At 35.4% G+C, this 15665-nt stretch carries 16 protein-coding genes; 9 read left to right on the top strand and 7 right to left on the bottom strand.

Annotated elements, in window-relative coordinates:
* Positions 1-2 precede the first annotated feature (2 nt).
* The 8 genes from ZA07_RS10180 to ZA07_RS10145 all read left to right on the top strand — a co-directional run bounded on the left by ZA07_RS10180 (position 3) and on the right by ZA07_RS10145 (position 6758).
* Positions 3-1418, top strand: coding sequence for an MBOAT family protein (locus tag ZA07_RS10180; protein WP_053971576.1), 1416 nt, complete (start codon positions 3-5; stop codon positions 1416-1418).
* A 91-nt stretch (positions 1419-1509) separates the two neighbouring features.
* A complete protein-coding gene (locus ZA07_RS10175) occupies positions 1510-2247 on the top strand; it encodes a DUF6090 family protein (RefSeq protein ID WP_053971575.1) in 738 nt (245 codons plus the stop codon).
* Positions 2244-2984 carry a DUF6090 family protein gene (locus ZA07_RS10170; RefSeq protein ID WP_053971574.1) on the top strand — a complete coding sequence of 247 codons (741 nt, stop codon included), beginning with the start codon at positions 2244-2246 and terminating at the stop codon, positions 2982-2984. Before ZA07_RS10175 ends, ZA07_RS10170 begins: the two co-directional genes overlap by 4 nt.
* The gene (locus ZA07_RS10165; protein ID WP_053971573.1) at positions 2977-3702 is read left to right on the top strand and encodes a DUF6090 family protein; all 726 of its coding nucleotides are present in this window, start codon (positions 2977-2979) and stop codon (positions 3700-3702) included. Before ZA07_RS10170 ends, ZA07_RS10165 begins: the two co-directional genes overlap by 8 nt.
* A gap of 3 nt (positions 3703-3705) precedes the next feature.
* Positions 3706-4446, top strand: coding sequence for a DUF6090 family protein (locus tag ZA07_RS10160; RefSeq protein WP_053971572.1), 741 nt, complete (start codon positions 3706-3708; stop codon positions 4444-4446).
* Between the two features lie 50 nt (positions 4447-4496).
* Entirely contained in the window at positions 4497-5252 is a 756-nt protein-coding gene (locus tag ZA07_RS10155; protein WP_197276735.1) for a DUF6090 family protein, read from the top strand.
* A gap of 4 nt (positions 5253-5256) precedes the next feature.
* Complete coding sequence (locus ZA07_RS10150; protein WP_053971570.1) at positions 5257-6003, top strand: DUF6090 family protein; 747 nt, start codon at positions 5257-5259, stop codon at positions 6001-6003.
* 11 nt (positions 6004-6014) lie between these two features.
* Positions 6015-6758 carry a DUF6090 family protein gene (locus ZA07_RS10145; RefSeq protein ID WP_053971569.1) on the top strand — a complete coding sequence of 248 codons (744 nt, stop codon included), beginning with the start codon at positions 6015-6017 and terminating at the stop codon, positions 6756-6758.
* 6 nt (positions 6759-6764) lie between these two features.
* Here ZA07_RS10145 and ZA07_RS10140 read toward each other — a convergent pair whose 3' ends face one another.
* The 3 genes from ZA07_RS10140 to nadA all read right to left on the bottom strand — a co-directional run bounded on the left by ZA07_RS10140 (position 6765) and on the right by nadA (position 9984).
* On the bottom strand, positions 6765-7337 hold the full coding sequence (locus ZA07_RS10140; RefSeq protein WP_053971568.1) for a hypothetical protein: 573 nt from the start codon (positions 7335-7337) through the stop codon (positions 6765-6767).
* A gap of 81 nt (positions 7338-7418) precedes the next feature.
* Complete coding sequence (nadB, locus tag ZA07_RS10135; RefSeq protein ID WP_053971567.1) at positions 7419-8990, bottom strand: L-aspartate oxidase; 1572 nt, start codon at positions 8988-8990, stop codon at positions 7419-7421.
* 7 nt (positions 8991-8997) lie between these two features.
* A complete protein-coding gene (nadA, locus tag ZA07_RS10130) occupies positions 8998-9984 on the bottom strand; it encodes a quinolinate synthase NadA (protein WP_053971566.1) in 987 nt (328 codons plus the stop codon).
* Between the two features lie 260 nt (positions 9985-10244).
* Between nadA and ZA07_RS10125 the strand changes: the two genes are divergently transcribed.
* Complete coding sequence (locus tag ZA07_RS10125) at positions 10245-11144, top strand: mechanosensitive ion channel family protein (protein ID WP_053971565.1); 900 nt, start codon at positions 10245-10247, stop codon at positions 11142-11144.
* Here the strand turns inward: ZA07_RS10125 and ZA07_RS10120 are convergent.
* The 4 genes from ZA07_RS10120 to ZA07_RS10105 all read right to left on the bottom strand — a co-directional run bounded on the left by ZA07_RS10120 (position 11141) and on the right by ZA07_RS10105 (position 15662).
* Entirely contained in the window at positions 11141-12544 is a 1404-nt protein-coding gene (locus tag ZA07_RS10120) for a M20/M25/M40 family metallo-hydrolase (protein ID WP_053971564.1), read from the bottom strand. The genes ZA07_RS10125 and ZA07_RS10120 overlap by 4 nt on opposite strands.
* A gap of 69 nt (positions 12545-12613) precedes the next feature.
* On the bottom strand, positions 12614-13492 hold the full coding sequence (locus tag ZA07_RS10115; RefSeq protein WP_053971563.1) for a PPK2 family polyphosphate kinase: 879 nt from the start codon (positions 13490-13492) through the stop codon (positions 12614-12616).
* Positions 13493-13600: 108 nt separating this feature from the next.
* The gene (locus ZA07_RS10110; protein ID WP_053971562.1) at positions 13601-14764 is read right to left on the bottom strand and encodes a sigma-54 dependent transcriptional regulator; all 1164 of its coding nucleotides are present in this window, start codon (positions 14762-14764) and stop codon (positions 13601-13603) included.
* Position 14765: 1 nt separating this feature from the next.
* Complete coding sequence (locus ZA07_RS10105) at positions 14766-15662, bottom strand: DUF6268 family outer membrane beta-barrel protein (RefSeq protein WP_231628667.1); 897 nt, start codon at positions 15660-15662, stop codon at positions 14766-14768.
* Positions 15663-15665: the final 3 nt, after the last annotated feature.

Below are 15665 nucleotides of genomic sequence, written 5' to 3'. Positions count from 1 at the left end.
CCATGCTATTTAATTCTTTAAGTTTCGTTCTGTTTTTAATCATTGTTTTGGCCCTTTATTACGCTCCGCTTTTTAGCTGGAAAGGTAAAAAAGCCATGTTGCTCGTTTCGAGCTATGTGTTTTACGGCATGTGGAATCCTCCCTTAATTTTATTACTATGGATTTCGACGGTGGTGGATTGGACAGCAGGTAAAAAATTGTCTAAAACCACAAATACCAAATCTCGCAAATTTTGGCTCATGCTCAGTTTGCTTGTTAATTTGGGTTTTTTAGCATTCTTTAAATATGGAGATTTCCTTTTGGAAAACTTTGTTTATTTCATGAATCTGATTGGATTGGATTTTAAGGCAAAACCTATGGATATCATACTCCCCATGGGAATCTCTTTTTACACCTTTCAGACCATGTCATACACCATAGACATTTATAAAAACAAAATAAAACCAGCCAAAACGTTTTTAGATTTTGCGCTATACGTCACCTTCTTTCCTCAATTGGTTGCTGGTCCTATTGTGAGAGCTCAAGAGTTGATTTCGCAATTTTATGAAGAGAAAAAAGCGACTGCTAATCAATTTATCTGGGGCTTGTTTCTTCTTACCATAGGTCTTTTTCAAAAGGTGGTTTTGGCAGATACATTATTGTCGGAAACCGCCGATCAAGTCTTTGGAAGCGAAAGCTTGTTACATGGAGTCGATGCTTGGGTAGGAACCATTGCCTTTTCTGGACAAATCTTTTTTGATTTTGCCGGTTACTCTACCTGTGCCATTGGTATTGCCCTGATGTTGGGAATTATTTTACCAGACAACTTCAAATACCCATATGCCTCCCTGGGGTTTTCAGACTTGTGGCGCCGTTGGCATATCTCCCTATCCAGTTGGTTACGGGATTATTTATACATCCCCTTGGGAGGAAATCGTCACGGAATTACCCGCTTATATGTGGCCCTAATGCTTACTATGCTTTTAGGTGGACTTTGGCATGGAGCCGCTTGGACGTTTATGGTATGGGGTGGACTCCATGGTACCTACCTCATCTTGGAGCGACTTCAAAGAAGGTATCTGCCTTTTGAAATCACTAAATACAATGGCATCTTCTTGGCATTTATCACTTTTAGTTGTGTCAACATTACTTGGGTTTTCTTTAGAGCTCGAAAATTTGAAACTGCTTGGAACATGATCAAATCTATGTTCTACATGCAAACCGATGGAGAGAAAATTCTAGAAACCTTTACTATCCTAAAAGTTACCACGCTTATTCTAATCATGTTTCTATGTCATTGGTTTATGAGAAATTCTTCCATGAAAGAATTATCACTTAAAACTTCACCGTGGGTTTTAGGAGTTGTTTGGGCCATCATGACCTTTTTAATAGTTATTGCCCAAGGTAGTGGCGAACAGTTTATTTATTTCCAGTTTTAAGTTTATAGGCAACAAATATCCAAATAGAAATTAAATCCATAATGTTGATTATCTTTAACACACCACCTATCCCCCAATTGATCAATGAGTTATGATTAAATTTTTTAGAAAAATTCGAAAAAAACTTGCAGCCGAAAACAAATTCATGGCCTATTCCAGATATGCTATAGGTGAAATCATATTGGTTGTAATTGGAATCTTGATTGCTTTACAAATTAACAATTGGAATTCCTTAAAAAAAGATAGACTCGTTGAAAGAAAATATCTTGAAGGCTTTGTTTCAGATTTGCGTTCTGATTCTTCCAAAATGGAGTACTTTGTAAATTCAGTACCCAAAAAAATTGAAGCTCTTTTATTGGCTCGAGCTTATGTTTATCAGCCAACGCAAATCAAGGATACTCTCAATTTTATTGATACTCTTGGCTATGGTGGCGTTGCAAGCAGAACTGCCCTATTTGAAAACCAAAGCACCTATAAAGACATTATCAGCACGGGAAATTTAAGATTAATTAGGAACAAAAACCTTACACAAGCCCTTCTTATGTATTACCAGTATTCTGATAATACAGAAACCTATTTGGGAAACCTTAGAACGGAATATGCCACCTATATGAATTCGTTGTTCCCATACGACCGGAAAAATTCATTCAAACCTTATCCAGAAGAAATCCATCACATACTGGAGGCCCTAAAAACGACCGAGTTTTTAAGATTAACAAACAACGAGTTGGCCTATGCCTATGCATTAAGGGTACGTTTTACTAGTCTATTGAAATTTAATCAAGACCTCTTAAATCTTATTGATCAAGAATTAAAAAAATCTAAATGATAAAATTCTTTAGAAATATCAGAAGATCACTTCTCCATGAAGGTAAAACATCCCGTTACTTTAAATATGCTATTGGAGAGATTGTTCTGGTTGTTATTGGGATCTTAATAGCGCTACAAATCAATAACTGGAATGAAACCTATAAAGGAAAAAAAACGGCTAAAATCAGCATGCAAGCCTTAAAATTTGACTTGAACAAAGATCTTATTGCCCTAAAAAAAGTGATTGAAAATTCCGTTCAAGATAGTTCTAAATTGGGAGACTTAAAAAGAAGAATGTCAAATGATGACCTAACTCTTGATACTCTAGTGCATATGGCTAGGTTTGAATTTAATCCTTGGGTACCTCTTAGTATTTCTTTTAATAACAACACCATTAATAGTTTAAGAGCTACTGGAAATATAAACTTACTCCCTAAAGAAGTTCAGGAAACTTTATTGAACCTTGATGCTTTACAACAAGGATATTTACAAAGCTTTTCAAATGATGTGGGTATTTATTTGGACAACACCATTTTATACACCAGATCCTATCCATTTAAAGATGTAGGTCATATAGACCCTAAATCAAAATTAGCTGATAGCATTTGGTCTAAAGCAACCCTGTCTGGTTTGGGTGCAGAACTTAACGGATTGGTTGGAGTGAAATATAGCAACTATTATGAGTTAATATCTTCCTTACAGAAGATAAAAAAGGAAACACAGACACTAGTAAACTTTTTGGACCGGTATGAATAGTTTTTTTAGAAATATCCGTAAAAATCTTCTTAATGAAGGCAAAACAGGTAAATATCTCAAATATGCTGTTGGTGAAATTATCCTTGTTGTCATTGGTATTTTGATTGCACTTCAAATAAATAACTGGAATAAATTGAAACAAGATCAAAAGAAAGAAAAGCTGTTTCTTTCTGAAATTATGGTTAATCTGAAGATAGATTCCCTGAAACTACAGGAAGTCCTCACATTTAACAAGGAAAAAAGCGAAGTGACCCAGAACATCATGGAAATTTTTGACGCTACCCTAACCAGTGAGGAACGCTTCCATCTTTTTATTGAAAATGCAGGTCCCTTTACCAAATATGAGTTATTTAAACCCAAAGAAACTGCTTTTAAAAACTTAATCTCCTCTGAAAACCTGAATTTAATTTCCAATAAAACCATCAGGAACCAATTAATAGATTATTACGAGTTTGATTATGAAAAATATCAGGAAAGGGTATGGCAGGGAACAAGAGCCATTGTTGATAATTATTTCAGTCATTTTTCCATCAAGGAGAAAACACCATTCCCGAATAACTTTCCATCAATGGACGATATGGTTGTAACCAAGGATAATAAGTTCTACACCGATTTATATGGTATGTTTATGACCATTGATTACCAAAACAATTTTATTGGAGAGACCCAAGAAAAAAATAAAAAACTCATTTTTGAAATTAATAATGCCCTGAATTAACATATGATAAAACTTTTTAGAAATATTAGGAAAACCCTTCTCTACCAAGGTAGAACTGGGAAATATATGAAATATGCCATTGGAGAAATTATTCTCGTGGTCATTGGTATTTTGATTGCTCTGCAGGTAAACAACTGGAATGAAAGCCGAAAAAACAACAAGTTGAGAAAGGATTACTCTATCTCTGTCATCAATGACATAGAAAAAGACAGTTTATTTTTAAATAGGTTAATAACCCAATTAAGAAGAGATAGCACAGTACTTAAATCATTTCAGGCTCGCCTTCAAGCGTCAGAAATAAATTATGATTCCATAATTAAATTGTACCGTTATGAATTTCCGTTTTTTGTGAGACCGGACTACAGTTTTAACAATACCACTTTAATCAATCTCATCGGCAACAACAGCATTAGCTATCCCAAAGATTTAAGGGAATCAATGACTTTACTAGTTAAAGTTCAAAAGGATTTTGAAAGAACCAATGAACTTTTTATCGACAAGTATTTTGACATACTTCATTCCAACAATTCCTATTATCCTTTTGAAAATTATTTTTTTGATGGCGGTAAAAAACTACGTGATACCATTTGGAGTCACGTGGACACAACCAAATTCACCAATCATTTTCATCGCATGTCAGACTGGAAAAAAGCTTACACCGAAGTTATTTTAAGATATGCCCTAAGCATTCAAGAGTTTTCATTTTCTCTGAAAAAAGAACTTCAAAACTTTGAAAAGTTATGATCAAGGTCTTTGGAAATATCCACAAAAAACTAGTCTCAAAAAATAAGTTCATGGCTTATTCCAAATATGCCATTGGTGAAATCATTCTTGTAGTTATAGGGATTTTAATCGCCCTTCAAATAAACAATTGGAATGCAAATCGGATAGAACATAAGGAAACAAATAATTATTTACGCAACTTAAAAGAAGCTCTAAACAATGACATTGAATCCCTACAATCAAGTATTACCTTCAACAAAACAAGGCTAAAAGGACTCTTCTACATTTTGGACCATTCAAATTTGAACACTCAAGCTTTTACCGAAATAGAATGGATAGATTTTTCCAAAAATGATTCCATGAATACTATTTGGAAAGGGGCTTTCCCTGATTCTCTAAACCCTGAATTTACTTATTTAGCATTTTCCATGATTGGTCGTGGATTTGGAAGTGCCTCTTTCAACAAATCAGTCATTAATGAACTTTATTCAACAGGCTCTTTTACTAATATTCAAAATCAAAACCTAAAAACTAAAATAGGAGATTATTACAGGTTTTTAAGTCAGCGCCTTGAAGGTTATGCTATAGAAGAGCATGAGGAATGGGCTAATGAAACCACGCGATTTCTTAGGGACAATTATGGCATTTTTACTTTAGACGTATCTGATCTAGAAAACCCAATGGAAAAATTAAAAGGACAGAAAGATGTTGAGAACCAATTAAGGTACCTAGCTCTTGAAGTAAATTATCACTGTATATGGGCCACCACTGCAAAATCATATGCTATGGATTTGGTAATATCAATTGAAGAATATCTAAAGCAGTGAAATAATGATAAAACTCTTTAGAAACATTCGTAAAAAACTAGCCTCCGAAAACAAATTCATGGCCTACAGTCGCTATGCTATTGGTGAAATTATATTAGTGGTTATCGGAATATTGATTGCGCTTCAAATAAACAATTGGAACGAAAACCGTAAAGCGGGTTTACAGGAACAACTTCTGTTACAAAATCTTCAAGGTGAATTTGAAGACAACCTAAAAGATCTTGATTCCATTGCTATTGAAGTAGACCAAGTTATTACTTCACTTGAACGCGTTTTTGATATGTTTTCACAACCCCACACCAATCATTCTTCAGACTCTTTAAATATATGGCTTTCTGATGCTTTAAAATCTCCAAACTGGAAACCAAGCGCTTATCTCCTTAACAATCTTAGCAATTCAGGAAGTATTGCTGAACTAAAAAACGAACGTTTAAAACTTCTACTTTACAAATGGTCTAGACAGCAAAATGAAATGACCGAAGTACAACAAAGAACCGAAAAAACCGGAGAAGAAATAATAAGTTATCTGAAGAAAAATGGCTCTTTGAGAAATGTTGACACTTCCAAAGAAGATTTTTTCAATTATCGACAATCCACAATCATAATCAGCAATGCACATTTACTTTCAGATCCAAAATTTGAAAATCATATTGATGACAAGCTTTTTATGTATAAATTGACAAGTACTTGGTTACTGCAAGCTAGAACAACAATTATTCAGTTAATTGAAGAAACAGAAACTAATAAATAAATGCTTTTTAAATGATCACTATTTTTAGGAATCTACGTAAAAAACTTGCTTCAGAAAACAGATTCATGGCTTATTCCAGATATGCTATTGGTGAAATAATTCTAGTAGTGATTGGAATCTTGATTGCTTTACAAGTAAATAATTGGAACGAGAAAAGAAAGGAACAGATTCAATCAGAAAATTACTTGAAAAGTATGGTTTTAGATTTGTCTTCAGATACCTTAAAACTCAATGACTACATGGATTTCCTAAACTACTTAGCAAAAAACAGGTCCCAATTATTACAAACGAAAACTGTTTCAAATCTTAGTGTGGATTCCATAATCGCGCTTTTTCAACCACGATACGATGAAATAAAAATAAACGATCAAACTTTTCAGAAAATGAGAAGTATGGGTATCATAGAAATCAAAGGACATGAAAAATTAATGGACTCCATAACTTATTATTATACCAGTCAAGTGGATCGGTTCAACTCCGTAATTGAATGGGAAGTTGAATTTTCTAAAAAGGACGCCGATTACTGGTACTATAATAAAGCCTTTGAAACCCCATACCTCAGTGATGAATTTGATTACTTAAATTCTGAAAAACAAAGAAAACAAATATTTGACTCCCTTCTGAAAACTATAAACACGAGAAATAGGATCCGTACGAGTCTGTTCCGAAAAAGATTTGCTCTTAAAGGGGTTCTTAGAACCAAAAAACAAACCATCGGTTTAATAGGTTTAATCAACCAAAGTTTAGAAAATTAAGGTCTATTACTCTTTTAACTTTCCTGAAAACAAACTCACGTTTGAAGTAAATGGATTCCCTGAACTTCTTCTGAAAGAAACTATTTGGCCACAATGCCAAATGGCATCAGCTATTGGTCCATTAATCGCATTCCAAAAAGGAAATTTTTGACTTCCGAAATCAATTTGAAAATTTGAAATATCTTCACTATCCCTCAAGATATCTGCTGCTCTTTTCAAATTATTCAGTGTCAATTCGCGCTTTTCTTCAAATGTTAGACCAGAATCATCCATTTTGGTGTTTGCTTTTTGAAGAGTGGCATTAACAATGACACGAGAAAGTCCAAGTATATGATCAACTGTCTCTCCAGAAGTTCTAGCCTCCGAATTTGGCTTAAATTTTAAATCGGCCGTTGTCAATCCTTCAGTAGCCCAGTAATACCTAAAGCCCAAACCATCAATCATTCTTGCCGCTACAGTTCCAGCCGTGTAGGTTTCTGAATCATCAGGTATTTCTCTGTAAGGCAACGTGTTTTCCTGTGCTTGCATTGGGATTAAAGAAATGGACATTAATAAAACTAAAAGATACTTCTTTTTCATTTTTTAAAGATTTGGAAAGCTACTATAAAGCGTAACTTGTTTTTCATTGCCAATATACCAAAATTCACCCTAGAATAGGAATCATTGAAGCAAATCAATGTTATAAAATCCTCCTAAATTTTTGGTTTGTTTTTGTGATTGATTCACAATAAGACTTGCTATGGTATTTAAATTTCGCAATTCGCAAATTTGAACGGATAGTTTGGAATTTACATACAAATCATGTGTGGATTGATCTACATACACTAAATGCTTCGCGGCCTCTTTGAGTCGGTCATTAGCCCTGACGATACCCACTAGATCAGACATAATACTTTGAATCGTATTACAGTAGTGGGTAATTAATATCAGTTCTTTAGGCTTAGAAGTCCCTTTATCATTCCAAACCGGAACATCTCCTTGAAATCCATGCAGTTCTTCTTCCTTTTCAATAATAGCATCTGCAATATGATTGGCATAAACCAAAGCTTCTAGTAATGAATTGGACGCCAATCTATTTGCTCCATGAAGTCCTGTACAAGAACATTCTCCAGCTGCGTAAAGATTAATCAAATTGGTGGCTCCATTTGTATCGACCTCAATACCGCCACAGGCATAGTGGCTTGCCGGAACAACGGGAATCATGTGCTCCCGTATATCAATTCCCATTTCTAAGCATTTCTCATTAATATTTGGAAAATGCTTTAAAAAAGCCTTATAATTTAAGTGCCTACAGTCTAAATAGACAAACCGATCTCCCGAAGTATTAATCTCGTTATCGATAGCTCTTGCAACTACATCTCTTGGCGCAAGTTCGGCACGATCATCAATAGCAAGCATAAATCGCTCACCGTTTTTGTTTCTTAAATAAGCACCAAAACCTCTTACAGCTTCTGAAATCAAAAATGAAGGACTCTGTTCTGGTTCAAAAAGAGCCGTGGGATGGAATTGAACGAATTCCATATCTTTTACTTTGGCTCCCGCCCTAAAGGCCATAGCAATCCCATCTCCAGTTGCAATCAAAGGGTTGGTTGTCGAAGCATAAACTTGCCCGATGCCACCTGTGCACAAAATGGTCTGTGATGCCATAAACCGGTTAATTTCATTGGTCTTTTGATCGAGAATGTAAGCCCCATAACAGCCTACTTCAGAACCTTCTCCAGTAACATGCCCTAGTTGATGATCGGTAATTAGGTCGATAGCAAAATGATAAGGAAACATTGAAATATTGCTTAAACTTGCTACCTTTTTCAATAGTGTTTTTTCTATTTCAAATCCCGTGATATCCTTATGATGTACTATTCTATGGGCTGAATGTCCTCCTTCTCTTCCAAGATCAATTTCACCTTTGGTGTTAGCGTCAAAATCTGCACCCCAAGAAATTAATTGTCTTAAACAATTTGGAGCTTCTTCAACCACCATTCTCACTACCTCTGGATTATTATGAAATTCTCCCGCCACTAAGGTATCATTGATATGATCTTCAAATGAATCTAATTTATCCCAAACCACAGCCATACCTCCTTGGGCATATTTGGTATTAGATTCATTTTCATTTGCCTTAGTTACCACGGAAATCACTCTATCAGGCATTGCTTGAGCCAAACGTATGGCACAAGTTAAACCTGCAATTCCCGATCCAAGAATTAAAAAATCTGTTTCGTATTTTGTCATATTACCTCTAAGATATGTCTAGCATCCTTTGAATTGGAATCAATGCCCTTTCTTGGATTTCTTGTTCCACATGAATTTCAGGAAGTTCATACTTTAAGCAACTATAAACTTTTTCAAGTGTATTCATTTTCATGTAAGCGCATTCACTACAGGCACAAGTGTTATCCTCTTTGGCAGGAGCTGCAACCAATATTTTATTTGGCACCGCCTTTTGCATTTCATGGATAACGCCAGCTTCAGTAGCAACAATAAACTCACTATTGGGATTGGTTTTTACATAGTCTATAAGTTCAGAAGTAGAGCCAATATAGTTAGCAACTTTCAAAATATGGGTCTCCGATTCTGGATGCGCAATAATTTGAGCCTTTGGATGTTTTTGGTATAGCGCTATTAATTTCTCCAATGAAAATGCTTCATGCACAATACAGGCTCCATCGCAAAGTACCATATCCCTACCTGTTTTATTCTTAATGTAGGAACCTAAATTTTTGTCAGGAGCAAAAATTATAGGTTGGTCAAGAGGTATGGATTGCACAATTTTTTCGGCATTTGAAGATGTGCAACAAATATCACTAATAGCCTTAACTTCTGCAGAAGTATTCACATAGGTAACCACCAAATGATTGGGATACCTTTCTTTGAACTTGGCAAGATCTTCAGCATTACAAGAATCAGCCAATGAACATCCTGCATTGAGGTCTGGTAAAATGACCTTTTTGGTTGCATTTAGAATCTTTGCTGTTTCAGCCATAAAGTGAACACCTGCGAATAAAATAATATCTGCTTCAGTTTCTGCCGCTTTGCGTGATAAACCTAAGCTATCTCCCACATAATCTGCCAAATCTTGAATAATTGGCTCTTGATAATAGTGAGCCAAAATCACCGCATTTTTTTCCTTCTTTAATCGCTTAATTTCCGATACAAAATCCACTTTTTTTTCAGAATCTATCAAAGGTATATAACCTCTTTTATACACATCATTTACAACATCCATAAGCCTAAATTTATAAGCCCTAAATTTACGGAATTTTAGACGAGGAGATTTTATTTCCTATCAAAAAAATGGGAAATAACCATATCCCTTTTTCATATAAAAACACCCTTAAAATCAAGGTAAGGAAAAATTGTGATTTAGCTCTTTTTCTTCATTAGAAGCGGGCTTTTGAACATTTTTATTTTATTTTTAACAAAATGATTTTTCAGTTTTAATTATCTTTTATCGCACCCTTACAATAAACCTTCAAATAGTTCCAAATGGAAAAGAATTTCTCAATAACGAAAGCTATTTCTAATCTTATTGACAAACTAGATGGTTGGTTTGAAGCCATTATTTTAAAATTACCCAACTTTGTCGTGGCCGTTTTGGTCATGTTCATGTTCTATTTTCTGGCCAAGTTTATCAGAAGATTTTCCAAAAAAGTGCTTTTCAAGAAAATAAGTCAGGAATCCATCAAAGACATTTTAAGCCGAATCCTATTTGCCGTCATTCTAATAATAGGCTTTTTTATAGCTCTAGGGGTGATGGATTTGGACAAAGTTTTGACCTCGGTACTAGCGGGTGCAGGAGTGATTGGTCTAGCCATTGGTTTAGCGCTACAAGCCACCCTGAATAACTCCTTTTCTGGTTTATTGTTATCCTTTCTCCCAAAAATAAGGTTGGGAGATTTTATTCAAACTGGTGATATTTCTGGTTATGTAGAAGAAATTAGTTTGCGCAACATCTTTATACGGCAAACAGACAACGAATTTGTAGTGATTCCAAACTCTATGGTTATTGAAAACCCTTTTGTGAATTATTCCTGGTCAAAAAGATCAAGAATTGATGTAGCATGCGGAATTGGCTATGAAAGTGACCTTCAAAAGGTAGAAGATTTGGTTAGAAAAATTATCACCGACCACTTCAAGCAAAATAGAAATGAGGAGGTTGAATTCTTCTTTACAGAATTTGGTGATAGCTCTATTAATTTTGTTGTCAGGTTTTGGATAGACAGTACCAAGCCCAAGCCCAAATTAGAAGCCAAACATCAAGCTATCAAATTAATCAAACAGCATTTCAACAAAGAAGGCATCAATATTCCATTCCCTATCAGAACCTTGGACTTTGGAAAAAACAAATTACAATTGGTATCCGAAACCAAACCAAATACAGATTAATCTTTTAAGCTCGGATTATTTGCTATCGGTGAAATTCCGTATTTATCAATTAAATAGACCAAGGAAGTCATGGTTGCAGCTCCAAGTTCCAGTTCACGTTTGTTCACGGCATCGAAGGTATCATTGGATGCATGGTGATGATCAAAATATCTTTGTGAATCGGGTCTTAATCCTGCAGTAACATTGGTGTCGGTTTTTAGAGGACCCACATCGGCTCCACTTCCTCCTTTTTCAAAATAGTGAATCAAATAAGGTTTGAAAAGATGTTTCCATCCTTCAATTTTATTAAAGACAGCATCAGAACAATCAAAACTAAACCCTCTTGGCGTAAAGCCTCCTGCATCACTTTCTAAAGAAAAAATATGGTTCTCCCCTTTAGCCTTAGCAACCTCAGCATATTTAGTAGCACCTCTTAGTCCATTCTCTTCATTCATAAACAAAACCACTCTAATACTTCTTTGCGGCTTAATACCACTTTCCTTGAGCAGTCTTAAAACTTCCATAGATTGGACAACTCCGGCTCCATCATCATGAGACCCATCTCCTAAATCCCAGGAATCTAAATGTCCGCCAACAATGATATATTCATTTGGATATTTAGACCCTTTCATTTCTCCAATAACGTTGAAAGATTCCACATCGGACATTTGTTTACAATTCTGACGGAAATAAAAATCCAAGTTTTTGTCCAAAGCTAGCATACTACTGAGCATTTCTGCATCATTAGTACTTATAGCTGCAGATGGAATTCGTTTTGAATTGGGCAGATTATCATAAGTCATGCTACCTGTATGAGGCAGGTCATCCAGACGTAAGTTCATGGAACGCACGATGACCCCAGCGGCATTATATTTAGCGGCCTCAACAGCCCCTTTATACCTTTGATTAACACATCCACCATATGCTTCAAATGTTTGAATCAAATCGGCTTGCATGGGCCTGTTATAAAAAACGATCTTGCCTTCTATTTGCTCCTTACCTAATTTCTCCAATTCTTCAAAATTCTTGACTTCAACAACCTTAGCCGTTAGGCCTACTGCATCTGTTGCCACCGAACCTCCCAAAGCACAAATATTAACCGTAGTTGATTGTCCCGAAGAAGATTTAATGTAAGCATACTCCTTGGCGCCTCTTACCCATCTCGGTACCATAACAGGTTGTAACCATACCCTATCTAGACCTAAAGCTTCCAATTCATCCTTTGTATAATGAACAGCCCTTTCTGCATTTAATGACCCCGACAATCGACCACCAATAGCATTGGACAAATAATTTAACCACTCGTAGCTTTTTCCTTTGGTTAACGAATTGGTATAAATTGTTTTTAATAAAGTTTCATCGGTTTGGGCAAACCCCGTGAGAGATACTAAAAATAGTAAGGCAACAAGTTTTAATTTCATAAGCTTGATTGGTTTAGGACACTAAAATAACACTTAACAAGAACCCTTTTGTAAAAGAAATTATAAAATCTATTCGCTTTGTAATTGCTTCTTATAAAAATCGATTTTGGCCTTGATGTCATCATCTAATTCTGGTTCTTTGATATCCTCATATCGAGTTAAGGTGTCATAAAGAATTTTTGCAATGATATATCGTGTGGTTGGTTTATCGTCTGAAGGCACAATGTACCAGGGAGCATGAGGTGTAGAGGTTCTATTAATCGCGTCTTCATAGCAGGCCTTATAATCATCCCAAAGTTTACGCTCTTCAAGATCACCTGGCGAAAACTTCCAATTTTTCTCTTGTTTATCAAGCCTTCTAATCAATCTGTTTTTTTGCTCTTCTTTTGACAGATGTAAATAAAATTTAAAAATTAAAGTGCCATTTTCAGCAATATGTTTTTCAAAATTATTGATTTGTTCAAAGCGACTATGCCAAAAGGCTTCATTGATATCAGCTACAGAATGGATGTCTGGTAAATTTTCGTTTAAAATATAATTTGGATGTACCCGAGTTACCAACACATTTTCATAATGTGTTCTATTGAAAACAGCAAATTTCCCTCTTGCAGGAAGTGCGATATAATGCCTCCAAAGATAATCGTGTTTGAGCTCAAGATCGGTTGGTGTTTTAAAACTATGAACAACCACCCCTCTGGAATTAAAATCTTTAAACACCTCTCGTATCAAGCTATCCTTACCCGCTGTATCCATACCCTGAATACAAATAAGTACGGCATATTTTGAATGGGCATAAAGTTTATCTTGAAACTTACCTAGTTTTTCACGCACCTCCTCCAATTCCTTTTCTATTTTCTTTTCGGAAGCATCCAAATCATACTTGGTGTCAATGGTGTCTAAATGTACCGTGTTTGGTGCAATAAATGAATCAACTGATATATCCTTCATATTATTATTTTTGTTCTTCTTTGAAAGATAAGTAAATCTCACCTCAGTGAAAAACAGATTTAATTATCAATGCAAAAAAAAGCCGCTCGTATTGAATAGCCTTTTGGTTTATTTTGAAGCAAACAGTTTTACATCATTCTCGGTGACTTCTTTTTCTCCAAGAATAATTAACCGTTCAACCACATTTCTCAATTCCCTAATATTTCCAGTCCAATCATACTCTTGAAGTAATTTGACCGCTTTATCTGAAAATGTTTTCTTTGAAGTCCCTTGCTCTTCTGCAATTTTTTCGGAAAAATATTCAATCAAAAGAGGAATATCATCTCTTCTATCATTCAACCCTGGCACACTAATTAAAATAACCGCCAAACGATGGTATAAGTCTTCTCTAAATTTACCATCTTCAATTTCTTTCTGCAGATTTTTATTGGTTGCAGCTACAACCCTGACATTTACCTTAATATCTTTATCACTCCCTACTCTTTGAATTTTATTTTCTTGAAGGGCTCTTAAAACTTTAGCCTGTGCAGACAAACTCATGTCTCCAATTTCATCAAGGAAAATGGTCCCTCCGTTGGCAGCCTCAAACTTTCCTGCACGATCTTTATTGGCTCCCGTAAAAGACCCCTTTACATGACCGAACAATTCACTTTCAATAAGTTCTCCTGGTATGGCAGCGCAATTGACCTCAACCATCGGGCCTACAGACCGTTCACTTTTTTCATGGAGCCAATGAGCCACTAACTCTTTACCTGTTCCATTAGGTCCTGTGATTAAAACTCTAGCATCGGTAGGTGCCACTTTTTCAATCATATCCTTAATTTGGGAAATGGCTGCGCTCTCTCCTATCATTTCATAATTCTTACTGACTTTTCTTTTTAGCTTCTTATTTTCAACAACCAATTCCTTTCTATCCAAGGCATTCCTGACAGTATTCAAAAGTCTGTTCAAATCTGGTGGCTTGGAAATATAGTCAAACGCTCCTAATCTCATGGTATTTACAGCCGTATCCAAATCCCCATGTCCTGAAATCATCACCATTGGAATTTCCGGTTTAATTTTCTTTACGGCTTCAAGAACCTCAACCCCATCCATTTTGGGCATTTTAATATCACAGAGAACTAAGTCATAATCCTCATTCTTTATGGCTTCGAGTCCTTTTAGTCCATCTTCGGCTTCTTCAAGTTCATATTTATCATTTTCCTCTGAGAGAATTTTCACGAGGACTCTTCTAATGGCTGCTTCGTCTTCTATTACTAAAATTTTTGGCATCTTATATTTTATATTTTAAACCTCCACGAAAGTAGAAGGTGTTTAAATCATCTAATCTAAAAACTTCGTCGTTATTTTTGTCCCTCAATATAGTCCGCTGCCTTAAGGTGTAACCCGTATAAATATAGAAAGCGAGGTGATCTGTAAAACTATGTTCATAGCCCAAACCCGTCACAACCATGCTCATAGACATATACTCGGCTTCCTTATCATAAACCATAATCTTATTCTGAACATGACCATAAAAACCATCTAAAGTAACATACAATTGCAAAACATCCTTGTCCATTTGTGGGTCAAAATGATATTTCATATTTGATTTTGGAACACCCAAAACGTAGGACCAATGCGGATGAAATCTTCTATGATAATTCACATAAGGCAATGGAAAAGGCAAACCAGTTGTACTGTTGTAGGTAACCCCTAGAATCAGACGATTGGGCTTTCGTGCTGTATCATCTTTCATTCTGTCTTTAACAGCATAAACACCGGCATTGATAAAAAAATCTTCCCAAGTCAATGGTTTTGAAAAAGTTGAAGCTATTCTTGGAACAAATTTACCTCCAAAACGCCAATCCTTTTTATTGACAAAGGTATATCCCAAACTGAAATCAATGATATGAAACCGATCCAATTCTGACTTTGGAAATGGATAATGATCTTCAAGGTGCATTATCACACCATTATATTCAGCTCCAACAACAATAAAATTCTTGTCTTTGACTCTAATTGGGAAATTGACCAACCCTCTTAACCTGTAATACTCATCTTCTGACTCCTTTTTGGGAACAAATGAATATTCCAACCTTGCCAAATCACTTAATTGCGCCTTAGCCGAAAAAGCTATAGCAAACAACAAAAAAAAGATTAGGACATGGCGTGAGAGTCGGTTGGGCATAGG

The sequence above is a fragment of the Mangrovimonas sp. ST2L15 genome, assembly GCF_001280515.1.
Classification (GTDB): domain Bacteria; phylum Bacteroidota; class Bacteroidia; order Flavobacteriales; family Flavobacteriaceae; genus Mangrovimonas; species Mangrovimonas futianensis.
Note: the sequence above shows the minus strand (reverse complement) of the source record. Positions and strands in the feature narration are given on the sequence as shown.

What these genes read in the sequence shown, in the direction of transcription:
- ZA07_RS10180 (WP_053971576.1), top strand. Translation starts at nt 3, where the DNA reads ATGCTATTTAATTCTTTAAGTTTCGTTCTGTTTTTAATCATTGTTTTG.
- ZA07_RS10175 (WP_053971575.1), top strand. Translation starts at nt 1,510, where the DNA reads ATGATTAAATTTTTTAGAAAAATTCGAAAAAAACTTGCAGCCGAAAAC.
- ZA07_RS10170 (WP_053971574.1), top strand. Translation starts at nt 2,244, where the DNA reads ATGATAAAATTCTTTAGAAATATCAGAAGATCACTTCTCCATGAAGGT.
- ZA07_RS10165 (WP_053971573.1), top strand. Translation starts at nt 2,977, where the DNA reads ATGAATAGTTTTTTTAGAAATATCCGTAAAAATCTTCTTAATGAAGGC.
- ZA07_RS10160 (WP_053971572.1), top strand. Translation starts at nt 3,706, where the DNA reads ATGATAAAACTTTTTAGAAATATTAGGAAAACCCTTCTCTACCAAGGT.
- ZA07_RS10155 (WP_197276735.1), top strand. Translation starts at nt 4,497, where the DNA reads ATGGCTTATTCCAAATATGCCATTGGTGAAATCATTCTTGTAGTTATA.
- ZA07_RS10150 (WP_053971570.1), top strand. Translation starts at nt 5,257, where the DNA reads ATGATAAAACTCTTTAGAAACATTCGTAAAAAACTAGCCTCCGAAAAC.
- ZA07_RS10145 (WP_053971569.1), top strand. Translation starts at nt 6,015, where the DNA reads ATGATCACTATTTTTAGGAATCTACGTAAAAAACTTGCTTCAGAAAAC.
- ZA07_RS10140 (WP_053971568.1), bottom strand. Translation starts at nt 7,337, where the DNA reads ATGAAAAAGAAGTATCTTTTAGTTTTATTAATGTCCATTTCTTTAATC.
- nadB (WP_053971567.1), bottom strand. Translation starts at nt 8,990, where the DNA reads ATGACAAAATACGAAACAGATTTTTTAATTCTTGGATCGGGAATTGCA.
- nadA (WP_053971566.1), bottom strand. Translation starts at nt 9,984, where the DNA reads ATGGATGTTGTAAATGATGTGTATAAAAGAGGTTATATACCTTTGATA.
- ZA07_RS10125 (WP_053971565.1), top strand. Translation starts at nt 10,245, where the DNA reads ATGGAAAAGAATTTCTCAATAACGAAAGCTATTTCTAATCTTATTGAC.
- ZA07_RS10120 (WP_053971564.1), bottom strand. Translation starts at nt 12,544, where the DNA reads ATGAAATTAAAACTTGTTGCCTTACTATTTTTAGTATCTCTCACGGGG.
- ZA07_RS10115 (WP_053971563.1), bottom strand. Translation starts at nt 13,492, where the DNA reads ATGAAGGATATATCAGTTGATTCATTTATTGCACCAAACACGGTACAT.
- ZA07_RS10110 (WP_053971562.1), bottom strand. Translation starts at nt 14,764, where the DNA reads ATGCCAAAAATTTTAGTAATAGAAGACGAAGCAGCCATTAGAAGAGTC.
- ZA07_RS10105 (WP_231628667.1), bottom strand. Translation starts at nt 15,662, where the DNA reads ATGCCCAACCGACTCTCACGCCATGTCCTAATCTTTTTTTTGTTGTTT.